We start from the raw sequence: 18792 nt of genomic DNA, 5'->3' as shown, positions 1-18792 counted from the left end.
AGCGCCCCCGCGAGGGCCGCCGCCGCAAGCCGGGTTGCCGGGCGCGGCGCGCGCATCGATGCCGTCCCGCCCGTTGCCCAAGCCTCTCTGACGCCCCGTGCCTGCGCGCCGGGGCGTTGCGTTTTTGCGCGCCGGTTTGAGCCGGCCGTGCAGAACCGTCGATCGCCGCAGGCGACCGGCGGCGTTTCCCGGCAGCCGTCGGGCTGCCGTTCCCCCCATGCCCGCGCGCAGCCGCCGGGCATGGCCCAAGCCGAGTCAGGAGGTTTCCATGTTCGAAAGTCAACCGCAGGCGGAAATCGAAGCATTGATGAAGGCCAACAGCGAGTTCCGGCAGCTGTACTACCGGCACCGCGAACTGGACCGCCAGGTCCTGGACGCGGAGCTGGGCGTGCTGCCGATCGACGACGCCACCCTGGGCCAGATGAAGCGCGAGAAGCTTGCGGCCAAGCAGCGACTGCTGCAGATGTACGAACGCGCGCACTGAGCGCGCAGGCAAGGACGCGTTCCCGGCCCGCGTTGGCCGGGAACGCGCCACCCGGGCCAGACGGGAGCCGCTGCTAGAATCCGGGCCTGCTCCGCACGCAGGCGCCCCATGGCCATCCACGATTCCGTTCTCGAGCCTGATCGGTGATACCCCGATCGTCCGCGTCCGCCGGCTCGATACCGGCCCCTGCACGCTGTATCTGAAGCTGGAAAGCCAGAACCCGGGCGGCTCGATCAAGGACCGCATCGGCATGGCCATGATCGAGGCCGCGGAAAAACGCGGCGACATCCAGCCCGGCGCAACCCTGGTCGAAGGCACCGCCGGCAATACCGGCATCGGCCTGGCGCTGGCCGCGCAGCAGAAGGGCTACAAGCTGATCCTGGTCGTGCCCGACAAGATGTCGCGCGAGAAGATCTTCAACCTCAAGGCGATGGGCGCGCAGGTGATCCTGACCCGCAGCGACGTCGCCAAGGGCCATCCCGATTACTACCAGGACCTGGCCGCGCGGATCGCCGCCGAGACCCCGGGCGCCTACTTCATCAACCAGTTCGGCAATCCCGACAACCCGGCCGCGCACGAGCTGGGCACCGGGCCGGAGATCCTGCGCCAGATGGCGGAAGTCGGCGGGCTGGACGCCATCGTGTTCGGCTGCGGCAGCGCCGGCACCATGACCGGGCTGTCGCGCTGCTTCGCGCAGCACTCGCCGCACACCGAGCTGGTGCTGGCCGACCCGGTCGGCTCGATCCTGGAGGAATACATCAACCGCGGCACCCTCAGTGACAAGTCGGGCAGCTGGATGGTGGAGGGCATCGGCGAGGATTTCCTGCCGCCGATCTCGGACTTCACCCGGGTCAAGAAGGCCTACGCGGTGAGCGACAAGGACAGTTTCCTGGCCGCGCGCGAGCTGTTGGAGAAGGAGGGCGTGCTGGGCGGTTCGTCCAGCGGCACCCTGCTGGCCGCGGCGCTGCGCTACTGCCGCGCACAGGCCACGCCGAAGAACGTGCTGACCTTCGTCTGCGATACCGGCAACCGCTATCTGTCGAAGATGTACAACGATTACTGGATGCTGGACAACGGCTTCCTGGAGCGCACCGCGCACGGCGATCTGCGCGATCTGATCCTGCGCCCGTTCGCGCAGCGCGACACCGTCGTGGTCGGCCCGCACGACCTGCTGCTCACCGCCTGGCAGCGCATGAAGCTGTACGACGTCAGCCAGCTGCCGGTGCTGGAGGGCGAGCGCATCGTCGGCATCGTGGACGAATCCGACCTGCTGCTGCACGTGTATGGCGACGAGGCGCGCTTCCGCGACCCGGTGGCCAGCGCGATGGTCAGCAAGCTCGACCTGGTCGACGTGCGCGCGCCGGTGGAGGCGCTGCTGCCGGTGTTCGACCGCGGGCATGTGGCGATCGTGATGGACGACGAGACCTTCCTCGGTCTGATCACCCGCATCGACCTGCTCAATTACCTGCGCCGCCGGGTGCAGTGAAGCATGGCGCCGCACGTCGCGGCGCGGAGGCCCCGCTTGTTCCCAGGATTCGACCGGATATCCCATGACTGACCACTCCACCCTTGCCCCCGGCACGCTGGCGATCCACGGCGGCCAGGCCCCGGACCCGTCCACCGGCGCGGTGATGCCGCCGATCTACGCCACCAGCACCTATGCGCAGTCCAGCCCGGGCGTGCACCAGGGCTTCGAATACTCGCGCACCCACAACCCCACCCGCTTCGCCTACGAGCGCTGCGTGGCGGCGCTGGAGGGTGGCCGCCGCGGCTTCGCCTTCGCCTCCGGGCTGGCGGCGCTGTCCACCTTGCTGGAGCTGCTCGATCACGGCGACCACGTGATCGCGATGGACGATCTCTACGGCGGCAGCTACCGCCTGTTCGAGCGCGTGCGCCGGCGCAGCGCCGGCCTCAAGTTCAGCTATGTCGATCTCACCGACCCCGAGGCGCTGGCGGCGGCGATCACGCCGGACACGAAGCTGGTGTGGATCGAGACCCCCACCAACCCGCTGCTGAAGATCGTGGACATCGCCGCGATCGCGGCCATCGCCAAGAAGCACGGCCTGCTGGTCGCGGTCGACAACACCTTCGCCTCGCCGATCCTGCAGCGCCCGCTGGCGCTCGGCGCGGACATCGTCATGCATTCGGCGACCAAGTACCTCAACGGCCATTCCGACATGGTCGGCGGCGTGCTGGTGGTCGGCGACGACGCCGGGCTGGGCGAGCAGCTGGCGTTCCTGCAGAACTCGGTGGGCGCGGTGCAGGGGCCGTTCGACAGCTTCCTCGCCCTGCGCGGGCTGAAGACCCTGCACCTGCGCATGCGCGCGCACTGCGATAACGCGCTGGCACTGGCGCAGTGGTTGCAGACGCACGATGCGGTGGCGGAAGTGATCTATCCCGGCCTGCCGTCGCATCCGCACCATGCGCTGGCCGCGCGCCAGATGGCCGGCTTCGGCGGGATGCTGTCGATCCGCCTCAAGGGCGGCTTCGACGCGGCCAGGCGCGTGTGCGAGCGGCTGCAGCTGTTCACCCTGGCCGAGTCGCTCGGCGGGGTGGAGTCGCTGGTGAACCATCCGGCGCTGATGACCCACGCCTCGATCCCGCCCGCGCGGCGCGCGCAGCTCGGGATCGACGATGCCCTGCTGCGGCTGAGCGTCGGGGTCGAGGATGCCGCCGACCTGCGTGCCGATCTGGCGCAGGCGCTGGCCGGATGAGCGCCCCGGGGCCGGCGCATGCGCGGTGGGCTGAAGGCGCTGCTGCCGGTGCGCGCCGACCAGCGCACGCTGGTCTGGGAGTTGATCCGGCGCGAGCTGGCCGGCAAGTACCGCGGCACCGGGCTGGGCGCGCTGTGGGCGCTGGCCACGCCGCTGCTGATGCTGCTGGTGTACACCCTGGCCTTCGGCCACCTGGCGCGCGCCCAGTGGCCGGGGTTGCACGGTCTGGGCGAGTTCGCGCTGTGGGTATTTGCGGGGCTGGCGGTGCACGCGGCGTTCGCCGAATGCCTGGCGCGCGCGCCCGCGCTGGTGACCGCGCAGCCCAACTATGTCACCCGGGTGCGCTTTCCGCTGGCGCTGCTGGCCTGGCCGGTGCTGGCCTCGGCGCTGTTCCATCTGGCGATGAACCTGCTGGTGCTGCTGCTGGCGCTGGCGCTGCGGCGCGGCGGCCTGCCGCCCACCCTGCTGGCGCTGCCGCTGGTGCTGCTGCCGCTGCTGCCGCTGCTGCTGGGCCTGCTGTGGAGCCTGGGCGCGCTCGGCGTGTACCTGCGCGATCTCGGCCAGCTGGTGGCGCCGCTGGCCACCGCCGCGCTGCTGCTGTCGTCGGCGCTGGTGCCGCCCGCGGCGGTGCCGGCCGGCTGGCGCTGGCTGTTCCTGGCCAATCCGCTCACCACCCTGATCGACCAGCTGCGGCGCGTGCTGTTCCTCGGGCAGTGGCCGCAGTGGCCGCAGCTGGCAGGGTATGCGCTGCTGGCGCTGCTGTTCGCGCTGCTGGCGCAGGCGCTGTTCCGGCGCCTGCAGGCGGGGTTTGCCGATGTCCTGTGAGTGGGCGATCGCCGCGCACGGCATCGGCAAGCGCTATGCCGCCTACGCCAGGCCCTGGCAGCGCCTGCTCGAACTGCTGGACGGACGCGCGCGCGGGCAGGCGTTCTGGGCGCTGCGCGAGCTGGATCTGCAGGTGCGCGGCGGCGAGTCGGTGGGCATCATCGGCCGCAACGGCTCCGGCAAGTCCACCCTGCTGCAATTGCTGGCCGGCACCCTGGCGCCGACCACCGGGACGCTGCGGGTGCAGGGCCGGGTGGCGGCCCTGCTGGAGCTGGGCAGCGGCTTCAACCCGGAGTTCACCGGGGTCGAGAACGCGATGCTCAATGCCGCGCTGCACGGCCTGAGCCATGCCCAGATCGAACGGCGCCTGCCCGACATCCTGGCGTTCGCCGACATCGGCGCGTTCGCGCAGCAGCCGGTGCGCACCTATTCCAGCGGCATGCTGGTGCGGCTGGCGTTCGCGGTGCTGGCGCACGTGGATGCCGACATCCTGCTGATCGACGAGGCGCTGGCCGTGGGCGACGTGTTCTTCGCCCAGAAGTGCATGCGCTTTCTGCGCGAGTTCCAGCAGCGCGGCACGCTGCTGCTGGTCAGCCACGACACCGCGGCGGTTAGCGCGCTGTGCGCCCGCGCGCTGTGGCTGGAGCAGGGACGGCTGCGCATGGACGGGCCGGCGCGCGAGGTCGGGGAGGCGTATCTGGAATCGCAGATCGCCGCGCGCGAGGGTGCGCCGGAAGGCCGCCCGCGCCCGGCAGCGGCCAGCAGCGCGCAGGTCGCGACGGAGTGCGACGTGCGCGAGGAGCTGCTGCTGCGCAGCGCGCTGCGCAACGACATCCAGGTGCCGGTGTTCGACCCGGCGCGCGATGCCGGCTTCGGCGAGGGCAGCGCGCGCCTGTGCGATGTCGCCCTGCGCGATGCGCAGGGCCGCCGCCTGGCCACCGTGGTGGGCGGCGAGCGGGTGACCCTGGAGATCGTGGCCGAGGCGCTGGCGCCGACCGCCGCGCCGATCATTGGCTTCTACCTGAAGGACCGCCTGGGCCAGCTGCTGTTCGGCGACAACACCTACCTCACCACCGCCGGGGCGCCGTTGCACGTGCCGGCGGGCGCACGCTACCGCGCGCGCTTCACTTTCCGCATGCCGCGCCTGCAGGCCGGCGACTATGCGTTCGCGATCGGCCTGGCGCGCGGCACCCAGGCCGAGCACATCGTGCAGTGGTGGTCGCACGCGGCGCTGGCGCTGCACGCCGAGGGGCAGGGCCTGCCGACCGGCATGCTCGGATTGCCGATGCTGGACATTGCGCTGGAGCCGCTGGATGGCTGAGGCCGGACCGCTGCCGTTGGACGTGCCGGTGCCGGCGTGCGGCCTGTTCGAGGGCGGCTGGTACCGGTTGCAGGCGCGCCTGCACGGGGCGTCCGTGGCCGGGCTGCGGCTGTGTCTGCTGGTCGAGGACGCTGGGCCGCCGTGCGCGGACGAAGCCTGCGTGAGCCTGCCGCCGGTGCACGCCGACGCCCGCGTGCAGGCGCTGGTGCGGCTGCGGATGGACACCCATGCGCTGCGCCTGGGCATACCTGGGCACGCGGATGCCGGCGTGCGCGCGCAGGTGCGGCTGCGCCGGATCGGCAAGCGCCGCGCGCTGGCGGCGATGCTGGTGGACCTGGCCCACCACGTCGGGCGTGGTGCCGCGCTCCGGCTGGCCGCTGGCACCCTGCTGCGATTGCCGCGCGGCCTGCGCGCGGCCGGCGACTGGGCCTATGCGCAGTACCGGCAGCGCCTGGGCGCGCCGCCCGATCCCTATGCCGCCTGGCTGCTGGCGCGCGCGCTCGATCCGCACGCGCAGCCCGCGGCGCGCGCGCGCAGGCTCGCGGCGCTGCCGGCGCGGCCGCGGGTGTCGATCCTGCTGCCGGTGTACGACCCGCCGCTGGACTGGCTGCGCGCCTGCCTCGACAGCGTGCTGGCGCAGGCCTATCCGGATTGGGAGCTGTGCATCGCCGACGATGCCTCGCCTTCGCCGCAGGTGCGCGCGCTGATCGAGGACTATGGCCGGCGCGATGGCCGCATCCGCGCCGTGTACCGCGCGCGCAACGGCCACATCGCCGCGGCCAGCAACGACGCGTTGGCGCTGGCGCGCGGCGAGTGGGTGGCGCTGCTCGACCACGATGACCTGCTGGCACCGCACGCGCTGCTGGAGATGGTACGCGCCGCGCTGGCGCATCCGCGCTGGCGGATGCTGTATTCGGACGAGGACAAGCTCGACGCCGCCGACCGCCGCTGCGACCCCTATTTCAAGCCCGATTTCAATCACACCCTGTTGCTCGGACAGAACTGCATCGGCCATCTGGCGATGTACCGCGCCGACCTGCTGCGCGAGGTCGGTGGCGTCGCGCCCGGCGTGGATGGCAGCCAGGACTGGGATCTGGCACTGCGCTGCGTGGAGCGCCTGCGCCGCGACGAGATCGGACACGTGCCGCAGGTGCTCTACCACTGGCGCGCGCATGCCGGCTCCAGCGCCGCCGATCCGGCGGCGAAGGACTACGCCACCGCGGCCGCCCGGCGCGCGGTGCAGGCGCATCTGCAGCGCACCGGACAGGCGGCGGAGGTGGAAATCCTCGCCCCCGGACGCCTGCGCGTCCGCCGCGCGCTGCCCTCGCCGCCGCCGCGGGTCTCGCTGATCGTGCCCACCCGCGACCGCGTGGACCTGCTGCGGCCGTGCGTGGAGGGCCTGCTGCACGCCACCGATTACCCGGCGCTGGAAGTGCTGGTGGTGGACAACGGCTCGGTGGAAGCGCAGACCCGCGACTACCTGGCGGCGATCGCGCGCGATGCGCGGGTGCGTGTGCTGCGCTTCGATGCGCCCTTCAACTATTCGGCGATCAACAACTTCGCCGCGCGCCAGGCGTCCGGCAGCGTGCTCGGCCTGATCAACAACGACATCCAGGTGATCGCGCCCGGCTGGCTGCGCGAGATGGTGGCCGAGGCACTGCGGCCCGGGATCGGTGCGGTCGGCGCGCTGCTGCTGTACCCGGACGGACGCATCCAGCATGCGGGCGTGCTGCTGGGCATCGGGGGCGTGGCCGCGCACCCGTGGTGCGGCTGGCCGCAAGACACCCGCGGGCCGATGGACCGCCTGCGGCTGGCGCACGAGCTGTCCGCGGTCACCGGCGCCTGCCTGGTGGTGCGACGCGAAGCGTTCGATGCCGTGGGCGGGCTGGACGCAGCGCTGCCGGTGGCCTTCAACGACGTGGACCTGTGCCTGCGCCTGCGCGCCGCCGGCTACCGCAACGTATGGACCCCGCATGCGCAGCTGGTGCACGCCGAATCCGCCACCCGCGGCCCGGATACCGATCCGCACAACCTGGCCCGCCTGCAGCGCGAGGCCGATTTCATGCGCCAGCGCTGGGGCGCGCTGCTCGACGACGACCCCGCCTACAACCCCAACCTCAGCCTGGATGGCGAAGCCTTCGCCCTCGCCGCCAGCCCACGGCCGCGGGCGCGGGGGGAGTGGATGGCGTTGGGGGTCAAATAGAATTGCCTCCATCTGCGGGTTGATGCCGGAAAGGGGCTGCTCTTGAAACGGGTTTGGTCATGCCAAAGGACGGAGATCACATGAGCTTGTATTGCAAGCGACTGGCCTTGTGCTTGCTTGCCATCGTCTGGGTTGCCGCATTGCCCTGCATGGCGGGCTCCGACAAAGGGGTGGCCGCCTATGGGGGCGATTACGCAAAGGCCTACAAGGAGTTGCGGCCGCTTGCAGAGCAAGGAAATGCCGCCGCGCAGAAAAGCCTTGGTTGGATGTACGAGAACGGCCTGGGCGTGCCGCAAGACGATGTCGAGGCAGTGCGGTGGTATCGCAAGTCCGCCGAGCAGGGCTATGCCGACGGGCAAAACACCCTCGGTTGGATGTATGAGCATGGCCGTGGCGTGCCGCAGGACGATGTAGCGGCGGTGCAGTGGTATCGCAAGGCCGCCGAGCAGGGATATGCGATGGCGCAACACAACCTCGGCGTGATGTATGACAGCGGCCGAGGCGTGCCGCAGGACGATGTCGAAGCGATGCAGTGGTACCGCAAGGCGGCCGAACAGGGACATGCCAACGCGCAATACAACCTCGCCCTGATGTATGCGAAAGGCCGCGGCGTGCCGCAGGACGAGACCGAAGCGGTGCAGTGGTACCGCAAGGCCGCCGAGCAGGGACATGCCAACGCGCAATACAACCTCGCTCTGATGTATGACAGCGGCCAAGGCGTGCCGCAGGACGAGACCGAAGCGGTGCATTGGTATCGCAGGGCCGCCGAGCAGGGACATGCCAACGCGCAATACAACCTCGCCCTGATGTATGCGGAAGGCCAAGGCGTGCCGCAGGACGAGACCGAAGCGGTGCAGTGGTACCGCAAGGCCGCCGAGCAGGGACATATTGACGCGCAAAACAATCTCGGTTGGATGTACGCGAACGGCCGCAGCGTGCCGCGGGACGAGACCGAAGCGGTGCATTGGTATCGCAGGGCCGCCGAACAGGGGGATGCCATGGCGCAATACAACCTCGGCTTGAGATATGCGAACGGCCGGGGTGTGTCGCGGGACTACGTCGAGGCGGCGATGTGGTATCGCAGGGCTGCCGAGCAGGGGGATGCTGTCGCGCAATTCAACCTGGGCGTGATGTATGAGAACGGCCGAGGCGTGCCGCAGGAGTATGCCGAGGCGGTGAAGTGGTGGCGCCGTGCCGCCGAGCAAGGGCATGCCCGCGCGCAATACAACCTCGGTTTGATGTATGCGAGTGGCTTGGGCGTGCCGCAGGACTATGCCGAGGCGGCGAAGTGGTGGCGCCGCGCCGCCGAGCAGGGGGTTGCCGTCGCACAAACCAACCTCGGCGTGACGTATGCGAACGGCCGGGGCGTGCCGCAGGACGATGTCGAGGCGGTGCAGTGGTATCGCAAGGCTGCCGAGCAGGGGGATGCCGCCGCGCAAAACAATCTCGGTTGGATGTATGCGCTCGGCCGGGGCGTGGTGCGGGACGATGCCGAGGCGGAGAAGTGGTATCGCAAGGCTGCCGAGCAGGGGTATGCCAACGCGCAATACAACCTCGCTCTGATGTATGCGGAAGGCCAAGGCGTGCCTCAGGATGAGACCGAAGCGGTGCAGTGGTATCGCAAGGCCGCCGAGCAGGGGGAGGCCGCCGCGCAAAACAACCTCGGCTGGATGTATGCGAACGGCCGGGGCGTGGTGCGGGACGATGCCGAGGCGGCGAAGTGGTATCGCAAGGCGGCCGAGCAGGGGGTTGCCGCCGCGCAATACAACCTCGGCTGGATGTATGAGTCCGGCCAGGGTGTCGACGAGGACAAGGTGCTGGCCTATGCGCTATACAACCTTGCGGCGGCGGACAATTCTTTCAGAGAAAAAAGTTGCTTGCCGATCGTGACCGTCTGGCGGGAACCTTGAGCCGCGCCGAATCGCGGGAAGGGCAGGCGCTGGCACGCGCGCTGGCCAAGCCGGGCAATTTCGCCAAGGTGCTGGCGCTGCGCATGGCCAACGCGAGCCAGAAGGCCGCGCGGTAAACGGCCAAATAGTCCGTAGCGAGCAGCAATGCGGCGGCCGGCAGTAAACCCGCCGCCCTGCCACGCAAGCCGATGCCCTTATTCGCCCGCGCCTGCCAAGGTGCCAGGGGCATCCGCTTCCTCACCAGGCAGTTCATGGTGCTCAGGACAGGCCGGGGCTGGCTTGTCGGCTTCCGCACCCCCATCACGCACAAGGCCCGCATCGCTGCGGGCCTTGGCGTATCCAGGCGAAGGATGCGGGCGGCGGGGGATCACCCCAGCGCCTTTTCCAGTTCCGGCAGCACCTGGAACAGGTCGCCGACCAGGCCGATGTCGGCGATCTCGAAGATCGGCGCGTCGGCGTCCTTGTTGATCGCCACGATCGTCCCGGCGTCCTTGATGCCGGTGAGGTGCTGGATGGCGCCGCTGATGCCGACGGCGATGTACAGCTCCGGCGCGATGATCTTGCCGGTCTGGCCCACCTGCAGTTCGTTCGGCACGTAGCCGGCGTCCACCGCGGCGCGCGAGGCGCCGACCGCGGCGCCCAGCTTGTCGGCCAGGGCGTAGATGACCTTGAAGTTCTCCTCGCTGCCGACACCGCGGCCGCCGGACACCACGCGGCGGGCCGACTGCAGGTCGGGGCGGTCGGACTTGCCGGCCGCCAGGCCCACGAAGCGGGTGTGGCTGGGCAGCGCCACGTCCACGCTCGCCGCTTCCACCGCGGCGCTGCCGCCGCGCGGCGCTTCCGGCCAGGAGGCGATGCGCACGGTGGCGACCACGGTCTGGTCGGCCGGCGCCTGCACGGTGACGATGGCGTTGCCCGCGTAGATCGGCCGCTTGAAGGTGTGGGGGCCTTCCACCGCCATCAGGTCGGACACCTGGTTCACGCCCAGCAGCGCGGCCACGCAGGGCATCAGGTCCTTGCCGAAGGTGGTGGAGGGGCCGAACACGTGGGTGTAGCCGCCGGTGAGCGCGGCGATCTGCGGTGCCAGCACCTGCGCGATGGGGTGCGCATTGGCAGGGTGGGTGACAGTCAGCACCCGGGTCACGCCGGCGATCTGCGCGGCCTCGGCGGCCACGCCGGCCGGGTCGGCGGCGAGCACGAGGATGTCGATGGCATCGGGCGAAAGCGCCTGCGCGGCGCTCACGCACTTGGCAGTGGCGGGGTTGAGCGTGCCACCGAGGTGTTCGGCGACGATGAGAACCTTGGCCATTACAGGAGCCCCTTCTGCTTGAGCGCGGCCACCAGTTCGGCCGCATCCTTCACCATCACGCCGCGGCTGCGCTGGGCGGGCGGGGCGTAGTGGGTGATCGTGAGCGAGTCATTGGCCTCCACGCCGAGGTCGGCCAGCGCCAGCGTCTCCAGCGGCTTGCTCTTGGCCTTCATGATGTCCGGCAGCTTGATGAAGCGCGGCTCGTTCAGGCGCAGGTCGGTGGTGACCACCGCCGGCAGCTCCACTTCGAGCGTCTCCAGGCCGGCGTCCACCTCGCGCACCACGGTGGCCTTGCCATCGGCGATCTCGAGCTTGGAGGCGAAGGTCGCCTGCGGGCGGCCCCACAGCGTGGCCAGCATCTGCCCGGTCTGGCTGGCATCGTCGTCGATCGCCTGCTTGCCCAGGATCACCAGGTCGGGCTGTTCCTTCTCGACCAGCTTGAGCAGGGTGCGGGCGGCGGTCAGCGGCTGGATGGGGGCGTCGGCCACCACGTGGATGGCGCGGTTGGCGCCCATCGCCAGGCCGTTGCGCAGGTGCGCCTGGGCGTCGGCCGGCGCGATGGTGGCGACCACCACCTCGCTGGCGATGCCCTTGTCGCGCAGGCGCAGCGCTTCTTCCAGCGCGATGTCGTCGAACGGGTTGGGCGACAGCTTGACGCCGTCGGTGACCACGCCGGAACCGTCCGGCTTGACCTGGATGCGGACGTTGTAGTCCACCACGCGCTTGTAGCCGACGAGGATCTTCATCGTGCGGATGTCCTTGGGGAACGGAGGGCGGCCCTGGTGGCCGGACTGCGCATTTTAGCGGACGGGCGCCGGCACTGCCCGCGGCGGCGGCGGCCGCGGGCGGGCGCCTGCCCGAAAGTCCGCTGGGCGTTGTGGCACGAAACGTTAGAATGCGGGCTCCAATTCCAGTCGTGTGAGGAACTGTCCGTGGCATCCGCCAAGAGCAAGCTGTACGACAGTGCCGCCGCCGCCCTCGCCGGGCTGGTGGCGGATGGCCAAACCCTCGCCGTCGGCGGCTTCGGCCTGTGCGGCATCCCGGAGGCGCTGATCGCCGCGCTGCGGGATTCAGGAGTCAAGGGCCTCACCGTGATTTCCAACAACGCGGGCGTGGACGGCTTCGGCCTCGGCCAGCTGCTGGCCACCCGCCAGATCCGCAAGATGATTTCCTCCTACGTGGGCGAGAACAAGGAGTTCGAGCGCCAGTACCTGGGCGGCGAGCTGGAGCTGGAGTTCAACCCGCAGGGCACCCTGGCCGAGCGCCTGCGCGCCGGCGGTGCGGGCATCCCGGCGTTCTTCACCGCCACCGGCTACGGCACCGTGGTCGCCGAGGGCAAGGAAACCCGCCAGATCGATGGCCGCTGGTATGTGCTGGAAACCGCACTCAGGGCGGATGTCGCGCTGGTCAAGGCGTGGAAGGCCGACAAGGCGGGCAACCTGGTGTTCCGCAAGACCGCGCGCAACTTCAACCCGGTCTGCGCGATGGCCGGCAAGGTCTGCGTGGCGGAAGTGGAGGAGGTGGTGGGGATCGGCCAGATCGACCCCGACCATGTGCATCTGCCCGGCATCTATGTGGACCGGATCGTGCACAACCCGCACCCGGAGAAGCGCATCGAACAGCGCACCATTCGCCAGCCGGAGGGCAACTGACATGGCCTGGACCCGCGACCAGATGGCGCAGCGCGCCGCCCGCGAACTCACCGACGGCGCCTACGTGAACCTCGGCATCGGCCTGCCCACGCTGGTGGCCAATTACATCCCGGACGGTGTGAACGTGTGAGCGCAGAGCGAGAACGGCCTGCTCGGCATCGGCCCGTTCCCGACCGAGGACGAGATCGATCCTGACCTGATCAACGCCGGCAAGCAGACCGTCACCGCGGTGCCGGGCGCCAGCTACTTCGGCAGCCACGACTCCTTCGCGATGATCCGCGGCGGCCACATCGACCTGGCGATCCTCGGCGCGATGGAGGTCACCGACAAGGGCGATCTGGCCAACTGGATGGTGCCCGGCAAGATGGTCAAGGGCATGGGCGGCGCGATGGACCTGGTGGCCGGCGTGCAGCGCGTGGTGGTGCTGATGGAGCACACCACCAAGGCCGGCGCCCCGAAGATCCTGCCCGCGTGCACCCTGCCGCTGACCGGCGTGGGCGTGGTGGACCGCATCATCACCGAGCTGGGCGTGTTCGACGTGACCCCGGACGGCCTGGCGCTGGTCGAGCTGGCCGAGGGCGTCAGCCGCGAGGAAGCGGCGGCCAAGACCGGCGTACCGCTGCGCTGAGGCGCTTCTGCTACCTCCCTCGCGCCAGCGCAGGGGGTGGGAGAGGGCGGCCCTCCGGGGCGCTTCGCGCAGGCCTGTCCGCACAGCCCTGTCCGGTTCCCTGCGCTTTTTCCGCTTCAAGGGGAACCTGACGACGGAAATGCGGCGATGGCTTGGAAAAGCGTGCAGAGCTACAGCTTCGGCTTCCGGCCGAGCGACAAGAAGTACTGGCTGTATTTCACCCTGGACGGTGCCACCGCGGCCACCCAGGTGTTCCTGACCGCGACCCAGTTCGCCGCGCTTGCGGCGATGTTCGGGGCCGCAAGCGCCATCCAGTACGAAACCACGGGCGGCTACTTCGCCACGGCGCCGCGCAACCTGTGAAGGCGGGCCGCGGGTCGCGCCCGCCTCACATGTTCTGGTAGTTCGGCCCGCCGCCACCCTGCGGGGCGACCCAGACGATGTTCTGGGTGGGGTCCTTGATGTCGCAGGTCTTGCAGTGCACGCAGTTGGCGGCGTTGATCTGCAGGCGTTCGCTGCCGGCCTCGCCCACGTACTCGTACACGCCGGCCGGGCAGTAGCGCGCCTCGGGACCGGCGTATTCCTTCAGGTTCACCTCGACCGGGATCGCCGGGTTCTTCAGCGTCAGGTGCGCCGGCTGGTTCTCGTCGTGGTGGGTGCTGGAGAGGAACACCGAGCTGAGGCGGTCGAAGGTCAGCACGCCATCGGGCTTGGGGTACTCGATCTTGGGCTGGGTCGCCGCCGGTTGCAGGCAGGCGTAATCGGGTTTTTCCCGGTGGAGCGTCCACGGCGGGTTGCGGATGCCCAGCTTCGGCAGCAGCCACTGCTCGATGCCGGTCATCACCGTGGCGACGCGCCGGCCCTTCTTGAACCACTGCTTGAAGTTCTTCGCCTGCAGCAGCTCGGCGTGCAGCCAGCTCGCCTCGAATGCGGCCGGATAGGCGGCCAGCTCGTCGCGCGCGCGGCCTTCGCCCAGCGCCGCGAACGCGGCCTCGGCCGCGAGCATGCCGGTCTTGATCGCGGCGTGAAGCGCCCTTGATGCGGCTGGCGTTGAGGAAGCCGGCTTCGCAGCCCACCAGCGCGCCGCCCGGGAATACCGTCTTCGGCAGGCTGAGCAGGCCGCCGGCGGTGATCGCGCGCGCGCCGTAGCCGATGCGCTTGCCGCCTTCCAGGTGCTTGCGGATCGCCGGGTGGGTCTTGAAGCGCTGGAACTCGCCGAACGGGCTCAGCCACGGGTTCTTGTAGTCCAGCCCGATCACGAAGCCCACCGCGATCTTGCCGTCCTCGGCGTGGTACAGGAACGAGCCGCCGTAGGTGCCGGCATCCAGCGGCCAGCCGGCGGTATGCACCACCAGGCCCGGCCGGTGCCGGGCCGGATCGGCCTGCCACAGCTCCTTGATGCCGATGCCGTAGCTCTGCGGGTCCTTGCCCGCGTCGAGCTTGTATTTGGCGATGAGCTGGCGACCCAGCTGGCCGCGCGCGCCCTCCGCGAAGATCGTGTACTTGGCGTGCAGCTCCATGCCCGGTTGGTACTGGTCGGTGGGCTGGCCGTCCTTGCCGATGCCCATGTCGCCCGTCGCCACGCCCGTCACCGCGCCGGCGTCGTCGTAGAGCACCTCGGCGGCGGGAAAGCCGGGGAAGACCTCCACGCCCAGCGCCTCGGCCTGCTGCGCCAGCCAGCGCGTCACCGCGCCCAGGCTGACGATGTAGTGGCCCTCGTTCTTGAAGCAGTCCGGCAGCAGCCAGTGCGGGGTGGCCCTGGCGCCGGTCTCGTCGAGGAACAGGAATTCGTCCGCGGTCACCGCCTGCCTCAGCGGCGCGCCGCGTTCGCGCCAGTCGGGGAACAGCTCGGTGAGCGCGCGCGGGTCCATGATCGCGCCGGAGAGGATGTGCGCGCCCGGCTCGGAGCCCTTCTCCAGCACGCACACCGACACCCCGCGTCCGCGCTCTGCCGCCAGCTGCTTGAGGCGGATCGCCGCAGACAGCCCGGCCGGGCCGGCGCCGACCACGACGATGTCGTAGTCCATCGATTCGCGTTCGATGCGCTCCGGGCCGAGGGCATTCATGCGGGATTCTCCTGTGGCGAATCCTGCAATTGTCCGGCGTTTGCCGGGGGCGGGCAATCCGCGTGCGGATGTTCCCCGGCGCGCGCCGTGCGCATCAGCGCGCCGGCGTTGCCTGCGCCTGTCCGCTGGCTAGCGTCCAGCCGGCGATCTCGTGGCCGAGCGTGCCCAGCGCGGCGGCGAAGGCGGCGGCCAGCGTGCCGGCGTCGTCGCTGCTGGCGCCCTGGCGGACCTCGAAGCTGCGGCTGCCGACGATCGCCATCGCGTCCACCTTCAGCAGCTTGGCGCCGACCTCGATCCGCACCGCGGGGCTGCCGGCGACCTCGGCCTGGAACCGGCGCACGTCCAGCAGCAGGCGGTACCCGGCGGCCTGGCCGCTGCCGGAGCGGGCCACCGCCAGGGATCCTGCCGCTGTCCTCCAGCGTGCGCAGTACCGCGCTTTCCACCATGGCCGAGGGCGGGCGCGCCCAGGCTGCGCCGCGGTAGGGCTGCAGCTCGTCGCCGCCCGGATGCACCAGCACGCGCTGGCCATCCAGCAGCGCGGATTCGCTGCGGGCGGCGATCGACAGCGACCAGTCCACGGACGGCCAGGCCGGGTCCGCCGGCTGCAGGCGCGGCACGGGGTCGTACATGCGCGTGGCCTGTTGCGGATCGCCACCGAGCAGGCTGGCGCAGCCGGCCAGCAGCAGGATGGCCGGCAGGACGGCCGCGGGCGCGATGAGGCGGGGCAGGCGGCTCATTTGGGTTCGTACTCCTTGGGTGCATCGCGCCCCAGCAGGTAGCGCGCGGGGTTGCCCTGCAGGCGGCCGGACAGCACGCGCAGGTCGCGCACCAGGCCGCGCAGCTCCACCAAGGTCGGTTCCAGCTGCGGCAGGCCGTCGTGGGTGAAGCTGCGGATCGCCGGGCGGTTCTCGCGGATCAGGGCGTCGGCGTTGCCGGCGGCCGCATCGAGCCTGGCGATGCTGGCGTCGAGCTTGTCCAGCACCGCCGGCAGCCGCTGCACGAGGTTGCGGTCGAGGCCCTGCAGGGTGCCGTTGGCGGTGTCGAGGGTGGTCTTCAGCGAGGCGCTGGCGTCGCGCGCGTTGACGACCAGCTGCGCGATGTCCTGCCGGTGTGCGGCCAGGGCGGCGCTGGTCTGCTCGAGGTTGGCCAGGGTGGCGTTGATGTGGCGGATGTTGTCCTCGCTCAGCAGTTCGTCCAGCCGCGCCACCAGCCGGTTTGCGGTATCGGCGATGTTCTGCAGCGCGGAAGGTTCGGTGCGGATCACCGCGATGTCGCTGCCGGGCGGCGGCTGCAGCAGCGGCGCATTGGGGCTGCCGCCGCTGAGCAGGATGAACGGCACTCCGGTGATGCCCTGCTGCGAGAGCTTGGCGCGGGTGTCCACCTTGACCGGGATATCTGCTTTCAGCTTCAGCAGCGCCACCACCCGGCGCGGGTCGGCCGGGTCCAGGCTGAGCTTGTCCACGGTGCCGACCGAGATGCCGTTGTACTGCACGCCGGCACCTTCGGTGAGGCCGACCACCGGTTCGGTGAACACCACCTGGTAGCGCTGCCAGCTGCGGTCGGCGCCGAACTTGGTGGCCCACAGCACGAACAGCAGCAGGAACACCGTCGCCAGCAGGGCGAAGCTTCCGATCAGTACGTAATTGGCGCGGGTTTCCATCGTATGGACTCTACGGCATGGGCGTGTGCGGCGCGTGCATGGGGCTTACGTCCGGGCGGCGCGTGCGGCGCGCCCGCGCGGCCCGTTGAAGTACTCCTGCACCCACGGGTGGTCCAGGGTTTCCAGTTCGCGCACCGGCGCCACCGCGACGATCCGGCGGTCGGCCAGTACCGCCACCCGGTCGCAGATCGCGTACAGGGTGTCGAGGTCGTGGGTGATCAGGAACACGGTCAGCCCCAGCGCCTCGCGCAGGGTGCGCAGCAGCTGGTCGAACGCGGCCGCGCCGATCGGGTCCAGCCCCGCGGTGGGCTCGTCCAGGAACAGCAGCGGCGGGTCCAGCGCCAGCGCGCGCGCCAGCGCGGCGCGCTTGCGCATGCCGCCCGACAGCTGCGAGGGCAGCTTGTTCAGCGCATCCGCCGGCAGCCCGGCCAGTTTCACCTTCAGCAGCGCCAGTTCGTAGCGCAGCGACTCGGGCAGCTCGGGGTAGTACTCCTTCAGCGGCACCTGCACGTTCTCGCCAACCGTGAGCGAGGAGAACAGCGCGCCGTCCTGGAACAGCACACCGATGTTGCGCTCGATGTGCCGGCGCAGCAGCGGGTCTTGCGCGCGCGTCCACGCCGAGGATCTCGATGCGGCCCGCGGCCGGCACCTGCAGCCCCAGCAGGCTGCGCATGAACACCGACTTGCCGCTGCCGGAGCCGCCGACCACGCCCAGGATCTCGCCGCGGCGCACGTCCAGGTCCAGCCCGTCGTGCACCAGCTGGCGACCGAACCGGTTCACCAGGCCGCGCACGCGGATGATCGGTGCGTCCGCGCCGGCGGTGGCATCCCGCGCGTCCATGCGCTCTTCGCTGGCGGCGTGCGCGTTCAGAAGTTGATCTCCATGAACCACAGCGCGGCCAGCGCATCCAGCACGATCACCAGCGAGATCGCCTGCACCACGCTGGAGGTGGTGCGCTCGCCCAGCGACTGCGCGGTGCCCTGCACCTGCAGGCCTTCCAGGCAGCCGATCAGCGCGATCACCAGCGCGAAGAACGGCGCCTTGGCCATGCCCACCACGAAATGGTGGATGTTCATGGTGTCCTGCATGCGGGTGAGATAGGCGGCGGCCGGGATGTCCAGCGCCAGCGCGCCGACCGTCATCCCGCCCAGCAGGCCGGCGATCATCGCGATGAAGGTCAGCAGCGGCAGCATCGCCAGCAACGCCAGCACCCGCGGGATCACCAGCAGATCGATCGGATCGAGGCCGAGCACTCGGATCGCGTCCACTTCCTCGCGGTTGACCATCATCCCGATCTGCGCGGTGAACGCGCTGGCGGTGCGCCCGGCCAGCAGGATCGCCGCCAGCAGCACGCCGAACTCGCGCAGGAAGGCGATGGTGACCAGCTGCACCACGTAGACGGTGGCGCCGAAATCGGCCAGCACGGTGGCGCCGAGGAACGCGATCACCGCGCCGACCATGAACGACAGCAGCGCCACCAGCGGCACCGCGTCCAGCCCCACCTGCTCCATGTGGTGCACGGTGGCGGTCATCCGCAGCCGGCGCGGCTCCTTCAGCAGGCGCAGCAGCTTGACCAGCACCTCGCCGAGGAAGGCCACCAGCGCCAGCACCTCGCGTGCATTGGCCACGATCGCGCGGCCCAGGCGCTCCAGCGCGGCGGTGAAGCCGGTGTCGCGGCGGCCCTTGGGGCGGTCGTCGTGCACGTCCTCGATCGCGGTGATCAGCGCCTGGTGCTCGTCGCGGAAGCGGAAGCGGTCGAACGCCAGCCCGCGGCGGTCGGCGCAGCGCAGCAGCTGCAGCACGCCCAGCGAATCCAGGCGGTCCACGGCGCGCGCATCGATGCAGGCGATGCCGTCCGGGACCGCGCGCAGCACCTCGCCGATCTCGGCCGAGAAACGCAGCGTCCAGCGCCCGCCCAGGCGCAGCACCTGCGGGTCGCCGGGATCGGGGCTGGCGCTGGGCGGATGGTGGTTGGGCGCGCGGCTCATGCGCGGGCAAGCTTACGCAAAGCCGTGATGC

13 protein-coding genes and 4 pseudogenes are annotated in these 18792 nt (G+C 70.3%); 10 read left to right on the top strand and 7 right to left on the bottom strand.

All coding sequences use genetic code 11. From position 1 onward, the window contains the following. The first annotated feature begins 268 nt into the window (after positions 1–268). The 7 genes and pseudogenes from LJB71_RS00685 to LJB71_RS14455 all read left to right on the top strand — a co-directional run bounded on the left by LJB71_RS00685 (position 269) and on the right by LJB71_RS14455 (position 9457). Positions 269–484, top strand: a complete 216-nt coding sequence (locus LJB71_RS00685) for a YdcH family protein (RefSeq protein ID WP_259302709.1) — start codon at positions 269–271, stop codon at positions 482–484. 108 nt (positions 485–592) lie between these two features. Then, positions 593–1970, top strand: a pseudogene (locus tag LJB71_RS00680) (pyridoxal-phosphate dependent enzyme). Between the two features lie 64 nt (positions 1971–2034). After that, positions 2035–3198, top strand: coding sequence for a cystathionine gamma-synthase (locus tag LJB71_RS00675; protein ID WP_259302708.1), 1164 nt, complete (start codon positions 2035–2037; stop codon positions 3196–3198). Positions 3199–3216: 18 nt separating this feature from the next. Further along, positions 3217–4023, top strand: coding sequence for an ABC transporter permease (locus tag LJB71_RS00670; protein WP_259302707.1), 807 nt, complete (start codon positions 3217–3219; stop codon positions 4021–4023). Beyond that, the gene (locus LJB71_RS00665) at positions 4013–5344 is read left to right on the top strand and encodes an ABC transporter ATP-binding protein (protein WP_259302706.1); all 1332 of its coding nucleotides are present in this window, start codon (positions 4013–4015) and stop codon (positions 5342–5344) included. The genes LJB71_RS00670 and LJB71_RS00665 overlap by 11 nt, the downstream gene beginning before the upstream one ends. Beyond that, entirely contained in the window at positions 5337–7547 is a 2211-nt protein-coding gene (locus LJB71_RS00660; protein WP_259302704.1) for a glycosyltransferase family 2 protein, read from the top strand. Before LJB71_RS00665 ends, LJB71_RS00660 begins: the two co-directional genes overlap by 8 nt. 80 nt (positions 7548–7627) lie before the next feature. Then, entirely contained in the window at positions 7628–9457 is a 1830-nt protein-coding gene (locus LJB71_RS14455; RefSeq protein ID WP_310649369.1) for a tetratricopeptide repeat protein, read from the top strand. A 367-nt stretch (positions 9458–9824) separates the two neighbouring features. Here LJB71_RS14455 and LJB71_RS00640 read toward each other — a convergent pair whose 3' ends face one another. Together LJB71_RS00640 and LJB71_RS00635 are read right to left on the bottom strand one after the other, a co-directional pair. After that, positions 9825–10766, bottom strand: coding sequence for an electron transfer flavoprotein subunit alpha/FixB family protein (locus tag LJB71_RS00640; protein ID WP_259302702.1), 942 nt, complete (start codon positions 10764–10766; stop codon positions 9825–9827). Beyond that, positions 10766–11512: an electron transfer flavoprotein subunit beta/FixA family protein gene (locus tag LJB71_RS00635; RefSeq protein WP_259302701.1), complete on the bottom strand. Its 747-nt coding sequence runs from the start codon at positions 11510–11512 to the stop codon at positions 10766–10768. Before LJB71_RS00635 ends, LJB71_RS00640 begins: the two co-directional genes overlap by 1 nt. A 180-nt stretch (positions 11513–11692) precedes the next feature. Here LJB71_RS00635 and LJB71_RS00630 point away from each other — a divergent pair, with 180 nt between their 5' ends. The 3 genes and pseudogenes from LJB71_RS00630 to LJB71_RS00620 all read left to right on the top strand — a co-directional run bounded on the left by LJB71_RS00630 (position 11693) and on the right by LJB71_RS00620 (position 13409). Beyond that, positions 11693–12418: a CoA transferase subunit A gene (locus LJB71_RS00630; protein ID WP_259304693.1), complete on the top strand. Its 726-nt coding sequence runs from the start codon at positions 11693–11695 to the stop codon at positions 12416–12418. Position 12419: 1 nt separating this feature from the next. Continuing rightward, positions 12420–13046 (top strand): annotated as a pseudogene (locus LJB71_RS00625) (CoA transferase subunit B). 147 nt (positions 13047–13193) lie between these two features. Then, positions 13194–13409 (top strand): hypothetical protein, encoded by a 216-nt coding sequence (locus LJB71_RS00620; RefSeq protein WP_259302699.1) that lies wholly within the window; start codon positions 13194–13196, stop codon positions 13407–13409. A 25-nt stretch (positions 13410–13434) separates the two neighbouring features. Here LJB71_RS00620 and LJB71_RS00615 read toward each other — a convergent pair. The 5 genes and pseudogenes from LJB71_RS00615 to LJB71_RS00595 form a co-directional block, all read right to left on the bottom strand. Further along, a pseudogene (locus LJB71_RS00615) lies at positions 13435–15112 on the bottom strand (electron transfer flavoprotein-ubiquinone oxidoreductase). A gap of 94 nt (positions 15113–15206) precedes the next feature. Next, positions 15207–15641, bottom strand: a complete 435-nt coding sequence (locus tag LJB71_RS00610; RefSeq protein WP_259302698.1) for an ABC-type transport auxiliary lipoprotein family protein — start codon at positions 15639–15641, stop codon at positions 15207–15209. Between the two features lie 204 nt (positions 15642–15845). Continuing rightward, on the bottom strand, positions 15846–16772 hold the full coding sequence (locus LJB71_RS00605) for an MlaD family protein (RefSeq protein ID WP_259302697.1): 927 nt from the start codon (positions 16770–16772) through the stop codon (positions 15846–15848). Between the two features lie 45 nt (positions 16773–16817). Then, positions 16818–17613: pseudogene (locus LJB71_RS00600) on the bottom strand (ATP-binding cassette domain-containing protein). 26 nt (positions 17614–17639) lie between these two features. After that, entirely contained in the window at positions 17640–18761 is a 1122-nt protein-coding gene (locus LJB71_RS00595) for an ABC transporter permease (protein ID WP_259302695.1), read from the bottom strand. Between the last annotated feature and the right edge of the window lie 31 nt (positions 18762–18792).

Origin of the sequence: Thermomonas sp. S9 (assembly GCF_024704365.1) — a bacterium.
Classification (GTDB): Bacteria; Pseudomonadota; Gammaproteobacteria; order Xanthomonadales; family Xanthomonadaceae; genus Thermomonas.
Note: the sequence above shows the minus strand (reverse complement) of the source record. Positions and strands in the feature narration are given on the sequence as shown.